Annotated in this window: 12 protein-coding genes; 1 reads left to right on the top strand and 11 read right to left on the bottom strand. The window is 63.8% G+C overall.

From position 1 onward, the window contains the following. Positions 1-58: 58 nt before the first annotated feature. From ASC75_RS14350 to ASC75_RS14325, 6 genes are all read right to left on the bottom strand, one after another. Positions 59-1,063 (bottom strand): dipeptidase, encoded by a 1,005-nt coding sequence (locus tag ASC75_RS14350; RefSeq protein ID WP_082496602.1) that lies wholly within the window; start codon positions 1,061-1,063, stop codon positions 59-61. Continuing rightward, positions 1,060-2,715, bottom strand: a complete 1,656-nt coding sequence (locus ASC75_RS14345) for an ABC transporter ATP-binding protein (protein WP_055976540.1) — start codon at positions 2,713-2,715, stop codon at positions 1,060-1,062. Before ASC75_RS14345 ends, ASC75_RS14350 begins: the two co-directional genes overlap by 4 nt. Then, positions 2,708-3,535 (bottom strand): ABC transporter permease, encoded by an 828-nt coding sequence (locus tag ASC75_RS14340; RefSeq protein ID WP_055976537.1) that lies wholly within the window; start codon positions 3,533-3,535, stop codon positions 2,708-2,710. The genes ASC75_RS14345 and ASC75_RS14340 overlap by 8 nt, the downstream gene beginning before the upstream one ends. Continuing rightward, positions 3,532-4,557 (bottom strand): ABC transporter permease, encoded by a 1,026-nt coding sequence (locus ASC75_RS14335; protein WP_244487843.1) that lies wholly within the window; start codon positions 4,555-4,557, stop codon positions 3,532-3,534. Before ASC75_RS14335 ends, ASC75_RS14340 begins: the two co-directional genes overlap by 4 nt. 249 nt (positions 4,558-4,806) lie before the next feature. Further along, positions 4,807-6,075, bottom strand: coding sequence for an FAD-binding oxidoreductase (locus tag ASC75_RS14330; RefSeq protein WP_055976534.1), 1,269 nt, complete (start codon positions 6,073-6,075; stop codon positions 4,807-4,809). Between the two features lie 27 nt (positions 6,076-6,102). Then, positions 6,103-8,070 carry a prolyl oligopeptidase family serine peptidase gene (locus tag ASC75_RS14325; protein ID WP_055976531.1) on the bottom strand — a complete coding sequence of 656 codons (1,968 nt, stop codon included), beginning with the start codon at positions 8,068-8,070 and terminating at the stop codon, positions 6,103-6,105. A gap of 311 nt (positions 8,071-8,381) precedes the next feature. Between ASC75_RS14325 and ASC75_RS14320 the strand changes: the two genes are divergently transcribed. Beyond that, positions 8,382-9,041: a TetR/AcrR family transcriptional regulator gene (locus ASC75_RS14320; protein ID WP_055976529.1), complete on the top strand. Its 660-nt coding sequence runs from the start codon at positions 8,382-8,384 to the stop codon at positions 9,039-9,041. A gap of 3 nt (positions 9,042-9,044) precedes the next feature. Here ASC75_RS14320 and ASC75_RS14315 read toward each other — a convergent pair whose 3' ends face one another. From ASC75_RS14315 to ASC75_RS26080, 5 genes are read right to left on the bottom strand one after another with little or no spacing between them, the layout of a single operon-like run. Then, complete coding sequence (locus tag ASC75_RS14315; RefSeq protein WP_055976526.1) at positions 9,045-9,581, bottom strand: hypothetical protein; 537 nt, start codon at positions 9,579-9,581, stop codon at positions 9,045-9,047. Further along, positions 9,574-12,450, bottom strand: coding sequence for a sarcosine oxidase subunit alpha family protein (locus tag ASC75_RS14310; RefSeq protein ID WP_055976523.1), 2,877 nt, complete (start codon positions 12,448-12,450; stop codon positions 9,574-9,576). Before ASC75_RS14310 ends, ASC75_RS14315 begins: the two co-directional genes overlap by 8 nt. Next, positions 12,447-12,716: a sarcosine oxidase subunit delta gene (locus ASC75_RS14305; RefSeq protein ID WP_055976520.1), complete on the bottom strand. Its 270-nt coding sequence runs from the start codon at positions 12,714-12,716 to the stop codon at positions 12,447-12,449. The genes ASC75_RS14310 and ASC75_RS14305 overlap by 4 nt, the downstream gene beginning before the upstream one ends. Before the next feature lie 21 nt (positions 12,717-12,737). Further along, a complete protein-coding gene (locus ASC75_RS14300; RefSeq protein ID WP_055976517.1) occupies positions 12,738-13,991 on the bottom strand; it encodes a sarcosine oxidase subunit beta family protein in 1,254 nt (417 codons plus the stop codon). A 53-nt stretch (positions 13,992-14,044) separates the two neighbouring features. Beyond that, positions 14,045-14,206 (bottom strand): hypothetical protein, encoded by a 162-nt coding sequence (locus ASC75_RS26080; RefSeq protein WP_156381264.1) that lies wholly within the window; start codon positions 14,204-14,206, stop codon positions 14,045-14,047. Between the last annotated feature and the right edge of the window lie 135 nt (positions 14,207-14,341).

Genomic DNA, 14,341 nt, shown 5'->3' with positions numbered 1-14,341 from the left:
GGCGGGCACGCGGCGTTCAAATTGGCATCCGCCGGGACACGTCCTGAGAGCTGGTCCGCTATTTCCAGACCTGGCGCGCGAGGCGCAGGAAATTGTCGCCCAAGACCCCGCGCACCGTCCCGTCGGAATGGCCGCGTCGAAGAAGGATCTCGGTCATCTCGGCGAGTTGCGCAGGCTCGGCGTAGACGGTGGGTGTCGTGCCGTATCCCTCGCTCAGCGGCCAGAACTGAGGATTCGCCGCCAAAATCTCCTGGATGCCCGCCATGTCCACCGGGAAAGCGTAGTCGAGGCCGATGCCGACATGCGCCGGTCCGGCGACGTCGAGCAGATATTCGACATGGTCGGCCAGGCTGTCGGAACTGGCCTTGTCGTCGCCCAGGAATTTGCTGAGACCGACGATGCCGACGATGCCGCCCGTTTTTGCGCATGCCCTGATCTGGTCGTCGGTGATGTTGCGGCCATGGCTGCACAGAGCCTTGGGATTGGAATGCGAAAAGATGACCGGCCGGTCGGAATACTCCATCACATCCATGGTGGTGCGGTGACCGCAGTGGGTTACGTCGACGAACATGCCGAGACGGTTCATCTCATCGATCACCTTCCGGCCAAAAGCGGTCAGGCCGCTATCGTCGTCGTGGCAGCCGCCGCCGGCGAGATTGTTGCGATTGTAGGCGAACAGCATCTGGCGGACACCGAGATGGTGGTAGAACTCGACCATCTCGATGCGGCCGTCGAGCGCGTTCATGCCCTCGAGGTCGAAGGTGATGCCGAGCTTGCCCTGCGCCTTGGCCTGCAGCGCCTCGTCGGCACTGGTCACCAGCGTATAATGCTCGGGGTGGGCGTTGATCCAACGACGGAAGGCGGCCAGCGTCCTGACCGTGTCCTGCCACGACATCAGGTCAAAGCCGACATCGATGGACAGATAGTTGACGCCGGCGTCGCGCCAGATCCGGAGATTGTTCAGGTCGGCGACCGGGTCGGGCATGAAGCCGGAATGCGTGTCCCAGACAAGTGCGTCGGCGTAGAGCTTCCGGGCTCGCTCGCTGATGGTCATCTCAGTCATGATCTCTCCAGTTCTATGGCTGCGCCGGGCACCTGGGGGACGGCACGGCGACCGTCCAGGACACGTTCCAACCAACCAATTTCCATTTCAGGCACCGACCTGAGCAGCAGGTCGGTGTAATCGTCGAAGGGGGGCGACAGCACCGCCGACTTGACGCCTTCGCGCACCACCTTGCCGCGATGCATGACCGCGACACGGTCGGCGATGGCACGCACGATGGCGATGTCGTGGGTGATGAACAGGTAAGAAACCGCGGTCTCCGCCTGCAGGCGCAGCAGCAGTTTCAGGATGCCCTCCGCCACCAGCGGATCGAGCGCCGACGTCGGCTCGTCGCACAGGATCAACTCGGGCTTGGCGGCGAGCGCGCGGGCGATGGCGACCCGCTGTTTCTGTCCACCGGACAGCTCGGCCGGGAAGCGGTCGAGGAACTGCGGACCCATCTCGATCTGGTCGAGCAGTTCCTTGACCCGCTCTGTCTTGGCCGTGCCGCGCATGCCGAAATAAAGCGTCAGCGGACGGCCGACGATGTCGCGGATCTTCTGCCGCGGGTTCATTGCCGTATCGGCCATCTGGTAGATCATCTGGATGCGCCGCAACTGCTCGCGTGAGCGGTCCTTGCGTGCCGGCGGCAACGCTGCACCGTTAAACGAGACCGTCCCAGCCTTCGGCGGCAAGAGGCCGGTTATGACGCGGGCCAGCGTCGACTTGCCCGAACCGGATTCGCCAACGACGGCGAGCGTCTGGCCCCTGGGCAGGACCAAGGATACATCGTGCAGGACATCCATCGCGGAATAGCCGGCCGTCATCCCGTCGACGCGCAGTTGTGCATCGTCGGAGGGGCGCGCCTCCTGCCGCGTGGTCTGGCGGATGCTGACCAGGGCCTTGGTGTAGTCTTCGCGCGGTGCTTCGATGATCTGCCGCGTCGACCCGTATTCCACCGTCTTGCCGTGGCGCAGCACCATGATGTCGTCTGAAATCTGCGCCACCACGGCAAGATCATGCGTGATGTAGAGCGCTGCGGTCTGCGTCTCGACAATGGCGTGCTTGATTGCGGCGAGAACCTCGATCTGCGTGGTGACGTCGAGTGCCGTGGTCGGCTCGTCGAAAACGATGAGTTCAGGATTGGCGCACAGAGCCATGGCTGTCATGGCGCGCTGGAGCTGACCGCCGGAAACCTGGTGCGGAAAACGCTCGCCGAAGGTATCGGGGTCAGGCAGGCCGAGGATGCCGAACAGATAGGCAGCCCGTTTCGTCGCCTCCGCCCGGGTCATGATGCCATGGCGGATGCTCGCTTCGATCACCTGCCGTCCGAGCTTGTGGGCCGGATTGAAGGCGGCGGCTGCCGACTGCGCGACATAAGCGACGCGCGCGCCGCGAACGGCGCGGATGCCGCGCAGCCCAAGCCTGGCGATGTCCTGCCCGTCGAGCAGGATTTGTCCGCTTTCAATACGCACCCCGCCCCTGCCGTATGCCAGCGCCGACAGCCCGATCGTCGACTTGCCGGCACCCGACTCGCCGATGAGGCCGAGCACCCTTCCCTTGCCGACGTCGAACGAAACATCGTCGACCAGCACCAGATTGGTCGCGCTGCCATCGGTCTGGCGTGCGGTGACCTCGATACGCAGATTCTTGACGGACAGCATCTCAGGCATTGTCGCGCGCGCCCTTCAGGCTGGACGTGGTGTTGATCAGCCAATCGACGACGAGGTTCACGCAGACGACGAGGAAGGCGATGGCAGCACCCGGCGTGAGCGACGCCGAGACACCAAAGATGATGCCGTCCTTGTTGTCCTTGACCATGCCGCCCCAGTCAGCGATCGGCGGCTGAATGCCGAGCCCCAGGAACGAGAGTGTCGACAAGAACAGGATCGAGAAGGCGAAACGCAGACCGAACTCGCCCAGCAGCGGCGCCAGCGTGTTGGGCAGGATCTCGCGGAAGATGATCCAGAGCTTGCCTTCGCCGCGCAGCCATGCGGCCTCGACGAAATCCATGACGCTGACATCGAGGGCGACGGCGCGGCCGATGCGATAGACCCGCGTCGAGTCGATAACGGCCATGACGACGATCAGGATCCAGATGTTCTGTGGCAGAACCGCAAGCACGACCAGCGCCAGGATGAGTGCGGGGACCGACATCAGAAGATCGTTCAGTCGCGACAGCACCTGATCGACCACGCCGCCAGAGACCACTGCGGTGAAGCTCAAGAACATGCCGATCGAAAACGAGATCACCGTTGCCGACAGCGCCACGAACAGCGTTGCCCGCGCGCCGTAGATCAGTCGCGACAGCAGATCGCGGCCAAGGTTGTCGGTGCCGAGAAGGAAGTCGCCGCCCATCGGCGCCCAGACTTCGCCGACAATGGCGCTTTCGTCGTAGGGCGCGATGATCGGAGCGAAGATGGCGCAGGCAAAGACGAGCAATATGCCCGCAAGGCCGATCCGCGCGCTGATTGGCATTGATCGCAATGTCATCGTGGATGCCTCAGTCGTGGATTGGCCAGGATCGAGACGATGTCGGCGACCATGTTGAGCACGATGTACAAGGCAGCGAAGATGAGCCCGCAGCCCTGAACGACGGGCATGTCGCGCACCGTCACGGCATCCACCATGTACTGGCCGATGCCGGGGTAGACGAACACCACCTCGACGACGACGACGCCGACGACGAGCGCGGCAAGATTGAGCGCAATCACGGTCACGACCGGCGCGACCGCGTTGGGCGCGGCGTGCTCGGCAATGATGCGCAATGCCGAAAGCCCCTTGAGTTCGGCGGTCTCAACATAAGGCGATGACATGACGTTCATGATCGCCGAGCGGGTCATGCGCATCATGTGCGCCAGCACGACGATGACCAGAGTCATCACGGGCAACACTATCGTTGCAAGCCGCTCGCCAAGCCCCATGCCGTCATAGACGGTGGCCGGGAAGGACGCGAAACCGAGCTGGACCGTGAAGAACTGGATCAGCAGATAGCCGATGAAGAATTCGGGCAACGAGATCGCGGCCAACGACAGGAGGCTGATGACCCTGTCGGGGATGCGGTTGCGGTAGAGCACCGCGACCATGCCAAGTGCCAATGCCAACGGGATGGCGATGAGCGCTGCAACGCCTGCAAGCAGGAGCGAATTGCCGAGCCGCTTCCATATCTGGTCGCCGACCGAGTTGCGATTGGACCAGGAGGTGCCGAAGTCGCCCTGGGCGATGCCGCCGAGCCAGCTGAGGTACCGCTCGGCCATCGGACGATCGAGACCAAGTTCCTCGCGAATGTTGGCAATGGCCTGAGGCGTGGCGTCCTGTCCGAGATAGGTCGACGCGAAATCACCCGGCAAGGCCTCGACGCCGCCGAAGATGAGCATCGATGCCGCGATCAGCAACCCGAAGCCAAGGAGAATGCGGCGCGTGATCAGCCGTCCGAGCGAATTGCCCCGGCGCGCCTGCCGGACGGCGGATGGCACCGGCCTGACCGAGGCCGGCTCTTCGATGGACGATGTCATTGCGCGCCAACGCCTCCCTGCAGGCATGCAATCAACGTCGTTTCCCTGTCGACACAGAAGTCTTCCAAACCACCCTCCTCGTCCCGGCCGCGAGGTTACGGGCGCAGGCCCGACCCTCGTCATTGGCGGTTTTGTTGTTGTTGCCAACCAGCCAGAAACTGGAAGCTAGCGGCACTGTTCACATATGTCTAGTACGATCAGTACCAAACGCGCTGCTTTGTGCAATTGAGGAAATTGCGTCTGCTGCCGCTACGAAACCGGGCCCGCCGGCTGGTGCCCGGACCAAGCAGGCAGGGCAGCCGCAATCTCGGCCTCGGTCGCGTAGGAATCGCGCGCAAAGCGGTCGAGGCGGAAGCGCGTCGTGTCGACAAAAGGCTTCTGGCCGAGGATCAACTCGGCGGAAAGCCGACCGAGGCCAGGACCGTGGCTAACACCGGTTTCGTTGTCGCCGCCTACCGCCACGACGTTGGTGGTGCCTGGGACGTGACCGACGATCAAGCCACTGTCCGGTGTGTAGCAAGGCACGCCCTGGGCCCAGCTCGACACCTTCGAACCGCGAAGCGGCGGGAAGATCTTCTGGAGCTGTGCCAGTTCGACGTCGTCCATCGCCTGCATCAGATCGGCATTGCGCGGCTGGCCGGGTTCGATCCAGTCGTCGCCGGTCTGGTAGTATGGCTGGTAATGGCGGCCGGTGCCCCACATGACCGCGCCGAAACTTTCGCGCAACCAAAGGCGCAATTCGCGGCACTGCACGGTCGGCAGCGTGGATGGAAGTCCACGGCCGTCGGTGACGATGCGTGTCGCCATCACTCTGAGCAGCGGCAAACGCCAGCCGAGGCCGCTAAGCACTTCGTTGTTCCAGGCGCCAGCAGCGACGACGACGCCATCGACCTCGAATTCGCCCTTGTCGGTTTGGATCTTCACATGGCTTCCGGCATCGTAAATGCCAGTGACTGCCGTTCCATTGCGGAACACGCCACCCATCTTGACGATCTCGTCGACCATCACCCCGGTCGCAAGCCTGGTGTCGAGCTGTATGCCGTGCGGATTGAAAGCGCCGGAATGCACCTGGGTTGCGTCGATCAGGCCCCTGGTCTTCTCGCCGATCTGCCGGGCGGTCAGATCCTGCATTTCCGCTGGCGCATGGGGTGAATCCAGGACGGGGCGAACGAAGCGTTCCCGGCCTGCTTCAGTCAGCGCCATCATCAGAGTACCGTTCGGGCGATAGCCGATCTCGACGCCGACCTCATGGATCGCGCGATAGAAGTCGAGGCCGTATTGCTGAAGCTGCAGCCCCTCTTCGCCAAGCGGGAACATGCCGGCGGACCAATGCGAGACAAACCCGGCGCCCGCCCCAGTGGTTGCGGCGGCTGGTTCGCGCGCTTCGATGATGGTGACCTGCCGCGCCCCCGCCTTCAGCAGATGAAACGCTGTCGAGCAGCCGATGATGCCGGCGCCGATGACGGCGATGCGCTTGCCAGCGTGCCCCACTTCGGCGGAACCTGTCGTTGAAGCCAATTTTTCCTCCCTTGTCGCTGCGCCTGGCTAGTTGGCCGGTCGCACATGCTGGTCGAGCCACCACAGGATGCGGGCGGCACTGTCGAGATATTCCGGGTAGCTGCGGATGCTGTGGCCGGCATTCGGATAGACGACGAGCGAACTTGGCGCGCCGGACCGGATCGCCGCGAAATGGCATTCCTCGGCCTGGCCGCCCGGCGTGCTGCGGTCGAGGGCTCCCGCCATGACCAGCATCGGAACCGGGATCTTGTGCTTGAAGAAGGCGGGGCTGCGCGAAAAATAGGCACCGTCGGCCGCCCAGGGCGACGCCTCGAGCATGATCTCGTCGAATTCGGGGATCTGCGACGTCCGATGCTGGCTATACCAGTCGCCGACGGGCGAAATCGGTATGGCGGCAGCGAAGCGATCGCTTTGCGACGGCAGCCACGCGGACATGAAGCCGCCATAGCTGGTGCCGGTGACGGCGATCCGCCTGTCGTCAGCCCATCCCTTGGCGACCAGCGCGTCGATGCCGCTGATGATGTCGAGCGCGTCGGCACCACCCATGTCGCCCTTGACCGCGCGGGCGAAGGCATCGCCCCTGCCCGTGCTTCCCCTGGGGTTGGGCAGGAAGATCGTCCATCCCCGGCTGGCCAGCAGCGGAGCTGCGCGCATCCTTGCCATCCAGCGATTGCGGTGCGCCGAGATCGGGCCGCCATGGATGTCGACCAATAGCGGCGTCGGACCTGTCGCGCCGTGGGGCCGTACGACCCACCCCAGGATTTCCAGCCCGTCCGGCGCGCTCCAGCTGACCGGTTCGACCTGCCCACAGTCCGACATCGCCTCTTGCGCCCGGGGTGCCGCCAACGATGCAACCTCGCGAATGGTGCCGGAGACAATTTCGGCCAGGAAAGGCGCGCGCGAATAGGATTCGGCGACGAACAGGCTGCCACTCGCTCCGATCGGATAAGAACTGGGGACCCATTCTCCATTGGTGACATCGCTGGACGACCAGCTTTCGGCGGCGACGGAACGTTCGAGGTCGTAGTCGCCGGTCGCCGTTTGGTGACCGCGCGCACCCGCGAAATGAATGACCGTCGGCGAGCGCCATTCGATCGACGTCACGTCGATGCCCAGAGTATCGGCGGTTTCGACCTTGCCGGTTTTCAGATCGAAGATGGTCAGCCGCCCGGAGACCAGGCCCCGGTCGCTGCAGAATGCCTCGATGAAAGCAATGCTGCCGCCGTCTGCAGCGCCCCTGGCGCAACCTAGCTGGTCGACAGGCGTGTGGAGCGCCGTCACAGCTCCCGACCCCACATCGACAAGCGAAAGGCCGGCCTCGTACCAACTGCCTTCGCTGTGACGATCGCTTGCTATGGCGGCAATCGTGCCGTTGCCGCACCAGCTGGCTTCCCACACATTCAGAGGTGGCTTGGTGAGGCGCTGCGGTTCGCCCTTGCAGTCCCATGTCCAGACGGTACGCCAGAGTTCGTCACCCTGCTCGGAATGTACCTCTGGCAGCCATGCCGGACCGTTGGACATCACCTTCTGGCTATAGCCACCGTGGATGCCGGCAAGGTCTGCAGCCGCGCCGGCAACCACCACAAGCAAGGACGCGCCATCCGGCGACCAGTCGATCTGCTCGATGCGCCCCGGCACTGCCTGCGCCTTTATGTGCGCATCGGCCGACCACAGCTCAATCCGGTCAGCTGCAGGATCGTCGCCGGCGCATGCCACCGCCAGGATCTGGCCGTCGGGAGAGAGCCTGATCTGCCGTGTCTCGCGCTCATTGAGGCATTCGAGGCCGCCGCCATTGCGAACCGTCCGGCAAAGCCTGCTGGTCACGCCCTCTTCCAGGGATTTCGCGAAACTCTGGCCGATGAAATAGAGATGCCTTGCATCCTCGTGGCCGCACAAGGAACGGGCGCCGAAGACGTGCCCACCCGGCGCCAACAGCGCGCCGTAAAATGTCTGTGTCGCCACATACTCAGGCGACGAGCGAAAATCGCGGTCCATCAGGCTTCCCCCACCGACGGCATCATCACCTCGGCAAGGGTCACTTCCCCCTCACCCGCTAAGGCTTCGCCACGTCAGCGAGGCAACATTGCAGCCAATTCGATCGCTGTCTAGACATATGTGTACTTTCGCGCCATGTCTGGGAAGAAAGGTTGCTGCAGCGGCATGGAATGCAGGGCGCAGTCACTCCGAACGAGCCGCGACCTTGCACAAAATAGTCGATGCGAAGAGCCAACAGTTGCTCGTATAACGATGAAAACCAAAGGGGAGCGCCAGTGCCATCATCGCAAAGCAAGGAACCGGAACAGACTGTGTCGCAAGACGTCGATGCCACTGGCGACAGCTCGTCGCGAACCAGCAAGAACGACTGGCTGAACCTGGCTATCAAGACGCTGATCGATGACGGGATCGACGAGGTCAAGATCCAGGTGATGGCCAAGAAACTCGACGTCTCGCGCTCGAGTTTCTACTGGTTTTTCAAGAGCCTGCAGGATCTTCATGACCAACTTCTGCAGAATTGGTTGCAAAACAACACCGCCCCGATCATCGAACACGCGATGCGTCCCGCGCCCACCATCAACAGGGCCATCTTGAATGTCTTCGAGTGCTGGGTGGACGAGCGCCTGTTCGACCCGAAACTCGACATCGCCGTGCGGTTGTGGGCGCGACGCGAACCGGCTGTGCGTGCCGTGGTGCATGAAGCGGACAGGCGGCGCATCGACGCCATCAAGTCGATGTACCTGCGCTACGGTTACGACGACGAAAATGCCTTCATCCGCGCCCGCGTGCTCTACTACATGCAGATCGGCCACTACACACTCGACCCGGACGAAACGCTCGATGCCAGGGTCTCGCACGTTCCGGCCTATCTGCTGGCCTTCAGCGGCCAGGAGCCCGGCCCCCAAGACATCGACATATTCGACGACTTCATCGCCCGTCTGAACAGCTCCCGATCGGGTCCGGAGGACTAACTTTCAGGCTTGCGCGGCTATCAGGTTGCCGCTGACGGTTGCTGCCCAGGTCCAGAAATAGGCCGCAAGGCCGCGATCGACATGGACGCGCAGCCTCTCGCCATGGCGATAGACGACGGCATTCATGCCGGCAAACGAGATCGCCGCCGAGGCGCTTGCCTTGCCCGGGTCAAGAGTGGTGGCGCGCGCGACAAGGTCGGCTGCCGCGGGACCTTCGATGTCGAAAATCATTAGCCCCGCGCTTACGGTGGTTACGGCGAACCCTTGCTCGTGCCAGCCTTGAGCGACAGGGGACGGAACCGCGGAAACGACCAGCAGTCGGTCACGCGCGACCTGAATCGTGCAGGTATCACCCGTTGCCGTGCCGAATGCGCCTACCGGCTGGAGGGGTATGCGCGACGCCTTGCTCCAGGCCACGAGATCGCCGCTGACCAGAAACTGGTGCAAGCCGGTCAGCGAACGGATCGCTAGCCCGGGCGTGTCGATAACCGCAGTCCGCCAATCCGGCATGGCTGTCCATTTTTCGGCAAGATTACGCATTGAGCCGCTCTCCTGAAGGATCGAAGGCGCAAGGGCCGGTGATCGTCGCACGCCTCACCATGCCGAGATGCTGGATGTCGACGGCCTCGCCATGGCGGGCCGCCCCGCGCTCGATCAGGCCAAGCGCTATCGGTCGACCCATCGTCGGGCTGTGATAGCTGGATGTCACGAAACCCTGGCTCCTGAGCTTGCCGCCGTCGCGCGAGATCGCGTGCGCGCCGGTGGCCAGCGGCTCTTCGCCTCGGGCAACGGCAAGGCCGACCAACTGCTGCCGGTTGCCAGGCATGGCCACGTCGGTGAACAACGAACGGCGGCCGACATATTCGCCATTGCGCTTGGCACGCGGCCCATCGACACCGAGGTCATGCGGCAAGGTGGTGCCGTCGGTATCCTTGCCTATGACGATATAGCCCTTTTCGGCGCGCAGGATCATCAAGGCCTCGAGCCCGATGGTCACCGCATCGAACGCCATGCCGGCTTCGTGCATGCGTGCCCACAAGGGCTCCGCCCGGTCGGCGCGGATCGAGACCTCATAGCTGCGGTCGCCGGTGAAGCTGACGCGGGCGACACGGACCGGATCTGTCTCGAACATGCCCTCGCCCATCGCCATATGGGGCAAGTCGGCGTCATCGAGCGACAGGCCAAGATCCAGCGTCGCCAGCAGTTTCTTGGCGTTCGGCCCGGAAACGGTCAGCGTCGCCATCTCCGAGGTGGCGTTGTGGATATAGACGGCATCACGGCCGAAGCGATCCTGCCGCCATTCCTCGAGGCGGGCATGCACTGAAGCGACATGCGAACTCGAGCAGGAAACGACGAAGCGGTGCTCGTCCAGCCGCACAAGAATGCCGTCATCGAAGACGACGCCGTTTTCCGCCAACATGAAGCCGTAGCGGCAGCGGCCCGGCTTCAGTGTCGACATGGTGTTGTAGTAGATGAAATCGACGAATTCCGCCGCCTTCGGTCCCATGACCTCGATCTTGCCGAGCGTCGAGCCGTCGAACAGGGCAACCGACTGCCGGGCACGCCCGGCTTCGTCCTGGATCGCGCAGTCCGGGTCGGCATCCGCGCCGCCGTAATGGGCAGGCCGCAGCCAGCCGCCATATTCCTGGAAGACAGCGCCTCGGGCACGATGGACGTTTTCAAGCGGCAAACGGCGCACCGGCGACATCAGTTCGCCGCCGCGCGCACCGGCAAAACTTGCCAGCGGCACCGGGGTGAAAGGTGGGCGGTAGGTGGTGGTGCCGACCTCGGGCACCGTGCGCCCGGTAACGGCGCCCATCAACGCAAGGCCGGCAAGGTTCGACGTCTTGCCCTGGTCCGTCGCCATGCCAAGCGTGGTGTAGCGCTTGAGATGCTCGACCGAGATGAAGTTTTCGCGCGCAGCGAGTTCGACATCCTTGGCGGTGACATCGTTCTGGTAGTCTATCCAGACGCGGCCCCTGGCATCCGGGATCGGCCAGGCAGCAAGGATACCGCCGGTCGCTTCCACACCCGTGCTGCGCGGCGCCGCGGTCGCGCCGGGCATCGCCTTGGCGGCACTTTCAAAAACACCAGACAGCGAGATCGCGCCTGCCGCCGCACCTGCGACGGCCATGCCCTCGACCGGATCGCCTGGCAGGAAGGCAGCCTGCGCCTCGCTCCAGGCGAGCTTGCCCCTGGCCTGGCAAAACAGATGGATGGTCGGCGTCCAGCCGCCGGAAACCACCAAGCAGTCGGCATCGAGCAACGTGCCTTCATCCAGGACGGCACCCTCGACGCGCATCTTTCCACGTGCTGCAGCGACGCGGCGGCCAGCCACCAGGCTGACGCCCTCGGGCACTGCGGGAGTTCCGTCCTTGCGGCTGTCGACAAGGGTCACATCGGCGCCGGCTTCGGCCAACGCGCCTGCGACCTCGTAGGCGCTGTCGTTGTTGGTGGCAACGACCACGCGCCGGCCAACGAGCACGGCAAAGCGCCTGAGATAGACCAGCGCCGCATCGGCCGACATGATGCCCGGCAAATCGTTGTTGGCGAAAGGCAAAGGCCGCTCGATGGCGCCGGTCGCAAGCACGATCCGGCGCGGCCTGACCCGCCAGAGCGTATCGGGCCTGCCGTCGCCGTGACGCTGGTTCAGCCCGACGAGATTATGGTCGTAGATGCCGAAAGCGGTGGTGGACGGCAGCACAGTGTGCCCAGTCGCAGACAGTGCGCCAATTGTCTCGGCGGCCCAGGCTATGGCGGGCCTGCCGTCGATTTCGCCGGTGCGATGGTTGAGCGATCCGCCAGGCTCATGCTGGTCATCAACCAGAATGACCGACTGGCCGGCACTGGCGGCGAGCTTTGCCGCAGCAAGGCCGGCAGGTCCGGCACCGACTACCAGCACGTCGCAATGACGGTTGATCTGGTCAGCAGCAGCAAGCGATTGCCAGCGTGCGTCGACCTCGCCCAACCCCGCGACCGCCCGGATGCGCGGCTCGAACAGGTGCCAGTCCGGCCACATGAACGTCTTGTAGTAGAAGGCGGCAGGAATGAAGCGCGAAAAGCGGTCGATGAAAGCGTTGCGGTCGGCAGCAGCGTTCGGCGACGCGTTGACGCTGTTGGCGATCATACCTTCGAGGACCAACTCGGTGGTGGCGCGCGTGTTTGGTGTCCTGGCCACACTGCCCCCGACGTCGACCAGCGCGTTGGGCTCTTCGACGCCAGCGCCCCAGATGCCTCGCGGGCGATGGTACTTGAAGCTGCGGCCGACCACGGCGACATCGCTCGCAAGCAGGGCGGAGGCGATGGTGTCGCCTTCAAATCCCTGCAGTTTGCGGCCGTCGAAGCTGAACGAGACCGGGCGGGAGCGGTCGATGGAACTGCCGCCGGAGGACAGGCGCGTGGCGGTCATCGTGCGTGCCCCGCGCCATCAAGCGACGTCGAGGATACGACCTCGTGGCCGACACTGTCGCGCTCCATGACAAAGAACTCGCCGCAGTTCATATGCACCCACACTTCCCGGACCGCACCCTTGGGATTGTCGCGCATGTAGAGATAATTTGCCCAGCGATCAGCCGGCACGTCGGCGCCATCGGGCCGGATGTTTCCGGCTTCACCGCCAAAATGGAACTCGGTCTCGTCGCGGGTGCCGCAGAACGGGCAGTGAAAAAGCTGCATGGTTTACTCCAGGTCGACGACCTAATGGGCGATGCCGGACCCGGCGGCTTCGTCCAGCAGGCGGCCGGTGGCGAAGCGATCCAGATCGAAGGGGCGGCTGATGTCGTGATGCTTGCCGGTTGCCAGGAGATGGGCGAGCAAGACGCCACCGGCGGGAATGGCCTTGAAGCCTCCTGTGCCCCAACCGCAATTGAGGAAGAGGCCGGGCAGCGGCGACTCGCCGATGATCGGCGAAGAGTCCGGCACCACATCGACGATGCCGGCCCATTGCCGCATCAGCTTGAGCTGGCCGAAGGCCGGGAACATTTCGAGCAGACCTGAAATGACGCCCTCCAGCGTCGGCAGGTTGCCGCGCTGGCCATAGGATGGAACGCGGTCGAGCGCGCCGCCGATCACGATCTCGCCCTTGTCCGACTGGCTGACATAGACACCGGTTCCCGGCGACAAGACAACGGTGTCGAGCACCGGCTTGACCGGTTCGGAGACGCAGGCCTGAAGCGCATAGGAGTTGATCGGCAGGCGGAAGCCGGCCTTGGCTGCAAGCACCGAGGAATGGCCTGCGACCGCCATGCCTATTCGGTCGGTGCGGATCGTGCCGCGCGACGTGTGCACGCCGCGACAGCGTCCGCCCTCGACGATGAAGTCGGTGACCTCGCAATTCTGGATGATGTCGACACCCAGCGCGCTGGCAGCACGCGCATAACCCCAGGCCACCGCGTCGTGGCGGGCCGTGCCTGCCCTGCCCTGCCAGACGCCGCCGAACACCGGAAAACGCGCATCGGATGCCAAGTTGAGAAGGGGTGCCACGCGGCGGACATCGTCAACCGAGAACATCTCGGCGTCGACGCCATTGATCTGCATCGCATTGACCGTGCGTGCGCCAATCTCCAATTCGCCGGTGCTGTGGCACAGGGACACCATGCCGCGCTTCGACAGCATGACATTGTAGTTCAGTTCCTTCGAGAGCCCTTCATAGAGCCGGTGCGCAAGGCCGTAGATCGCCACGCTCTCGGGATAGTAGTAGTTGGAGCGCACAACCGTGGTGTTGCGGCCGGTGTTGCCGCCGCCGATCCAGCCCTTTTCAAGCACGGCGATGCTGGCGATGCCGTGGGTCTTGGCGAGATAGTAGGCAGTCGCCAGCCCATGACCGCCGCCACCGATGATCACTGCGTCATAGGTCTTCTTGGGCTCCGGAGAGCGCCAGGCAGGCTGCCAACCCTTCTGGCCGGTCAAACCTTCCTTGATCAGCGAAAATGCGGAGTAGCGGCGGGTCATTGAACCATTCCTGGAAAACTTCCGTGTTGTGCCCGATCCGGATGTAGCGAAGCTTACATCCGCAACCCGAGGCCTTGCGGATCATAGACCGAGGGTTGGACCATGTGGGCTGCACGCTCGGTCAGAACGACATCCGTCCAAACGCAGTTCGCCAGATGAAAAATCACCGAGGCGCCAGCCGCGCCTTCGCCGATCGTCACCGCCCTGGATTTCATCGCAGCGCTCCCCCGTTTCCGGTAGGACTAACGATAATAGACATTTATGTCCAGATGCTGGGCGCAACGGGAGTGGATCGATGTTGTCAGCCCTGCTGGCGCGGTGGCATCCACCGCGTGCCCGCGCAAACATGT

The sequence above is a fragment of the Aminobacter sp. DSM 101952 genome, from assembly GCF_001424795.1.
Taxonomy (GTDB): domain Bacteria; phylum Pseudomonadota; class Alphaproteobacteria; order Rhizobiales; family Rhizobiaceae; genus Aminobacter; species Aminobacter aganoensis.
Note: the sequence above shows the minus strand (reverse complement) of the source record. Positions and strands in the feature narration are given on the sequence as shown.

Bases quoted from the DNA above. Each gene is read 5' to 3' on its own strand.
- ASC75_RS14350 (WP_082496602.1), bottom strand. From the start codon at position 1,063: ATGACTGAGATGACCATCAGCGAGCGAGCCCGGAAGCTCTACGCCGAC.
- ASC75_RS14345 (WP_055976540.1), bottom strand. From the start codon at position 2,715: ATGCCTGAGATGCTGTCCGTCAAGAATCTGCGTATCGAGGTCACCGCA.
- ASC75_RS14340 (WP_055976537.1), bottom strand. From the start codon at position 3,535: ATGACATTGCGATCAATGCCAATCAGCGCGCGGATCGGCCTTGCGGGC.
- ASC75_RS14335 (WP_244487843.1), bottom strand. From the start codon at position 4,557: ATGACATCGTCCATCGAAGAGCCGGCCTCGGTCAGGCCGGTGCCATCC.
- ASC75_RS14325 (WP_055976531.1), bottom strand. From the start codon at position 8,070: ATGGACCGCGATTTTCGCTCGTCGCCTGAGTATGTGGCGACACAGACA.
- ASC75_RS14315 (WP_055976526.1), bottom strand. From the start codon at position 9,581: ATGCGTAATCTTGCCGAAAAATGGACAGCCATGCCGGATTGGCGGACT.
- ASC75_RS14310 (WP_055976523.1), bottom strand. From the start codon at position 12,450: ATGACCGCCACGCGCCTGTCCTCCGGCGGCAGTTCCATCGACCGCTCC.
- ASC75_RS14305 (WP_055976520.1), bottom strand. From the start codon at position 12,716: ATGCAGCTTTTTCACTGCCCGTTCTGCGGCACCCGCGACGAGACCGAG.
- ASC75_RS14300 (WP_055976517.1), bottom strand. From the start codon at position 13,991: ATGACCCGCCGCTACTCCGCATTTTCGCTGATCAAGGAAGGTTTGACC.
- ASC75_RS26080 (WP_156381264.1), bottom strand. From the start codon at position 14,206: ATGAAATCCAGGGCGGTGACGATCGGCGAAGGCGCGGCTGGCGCCTCG.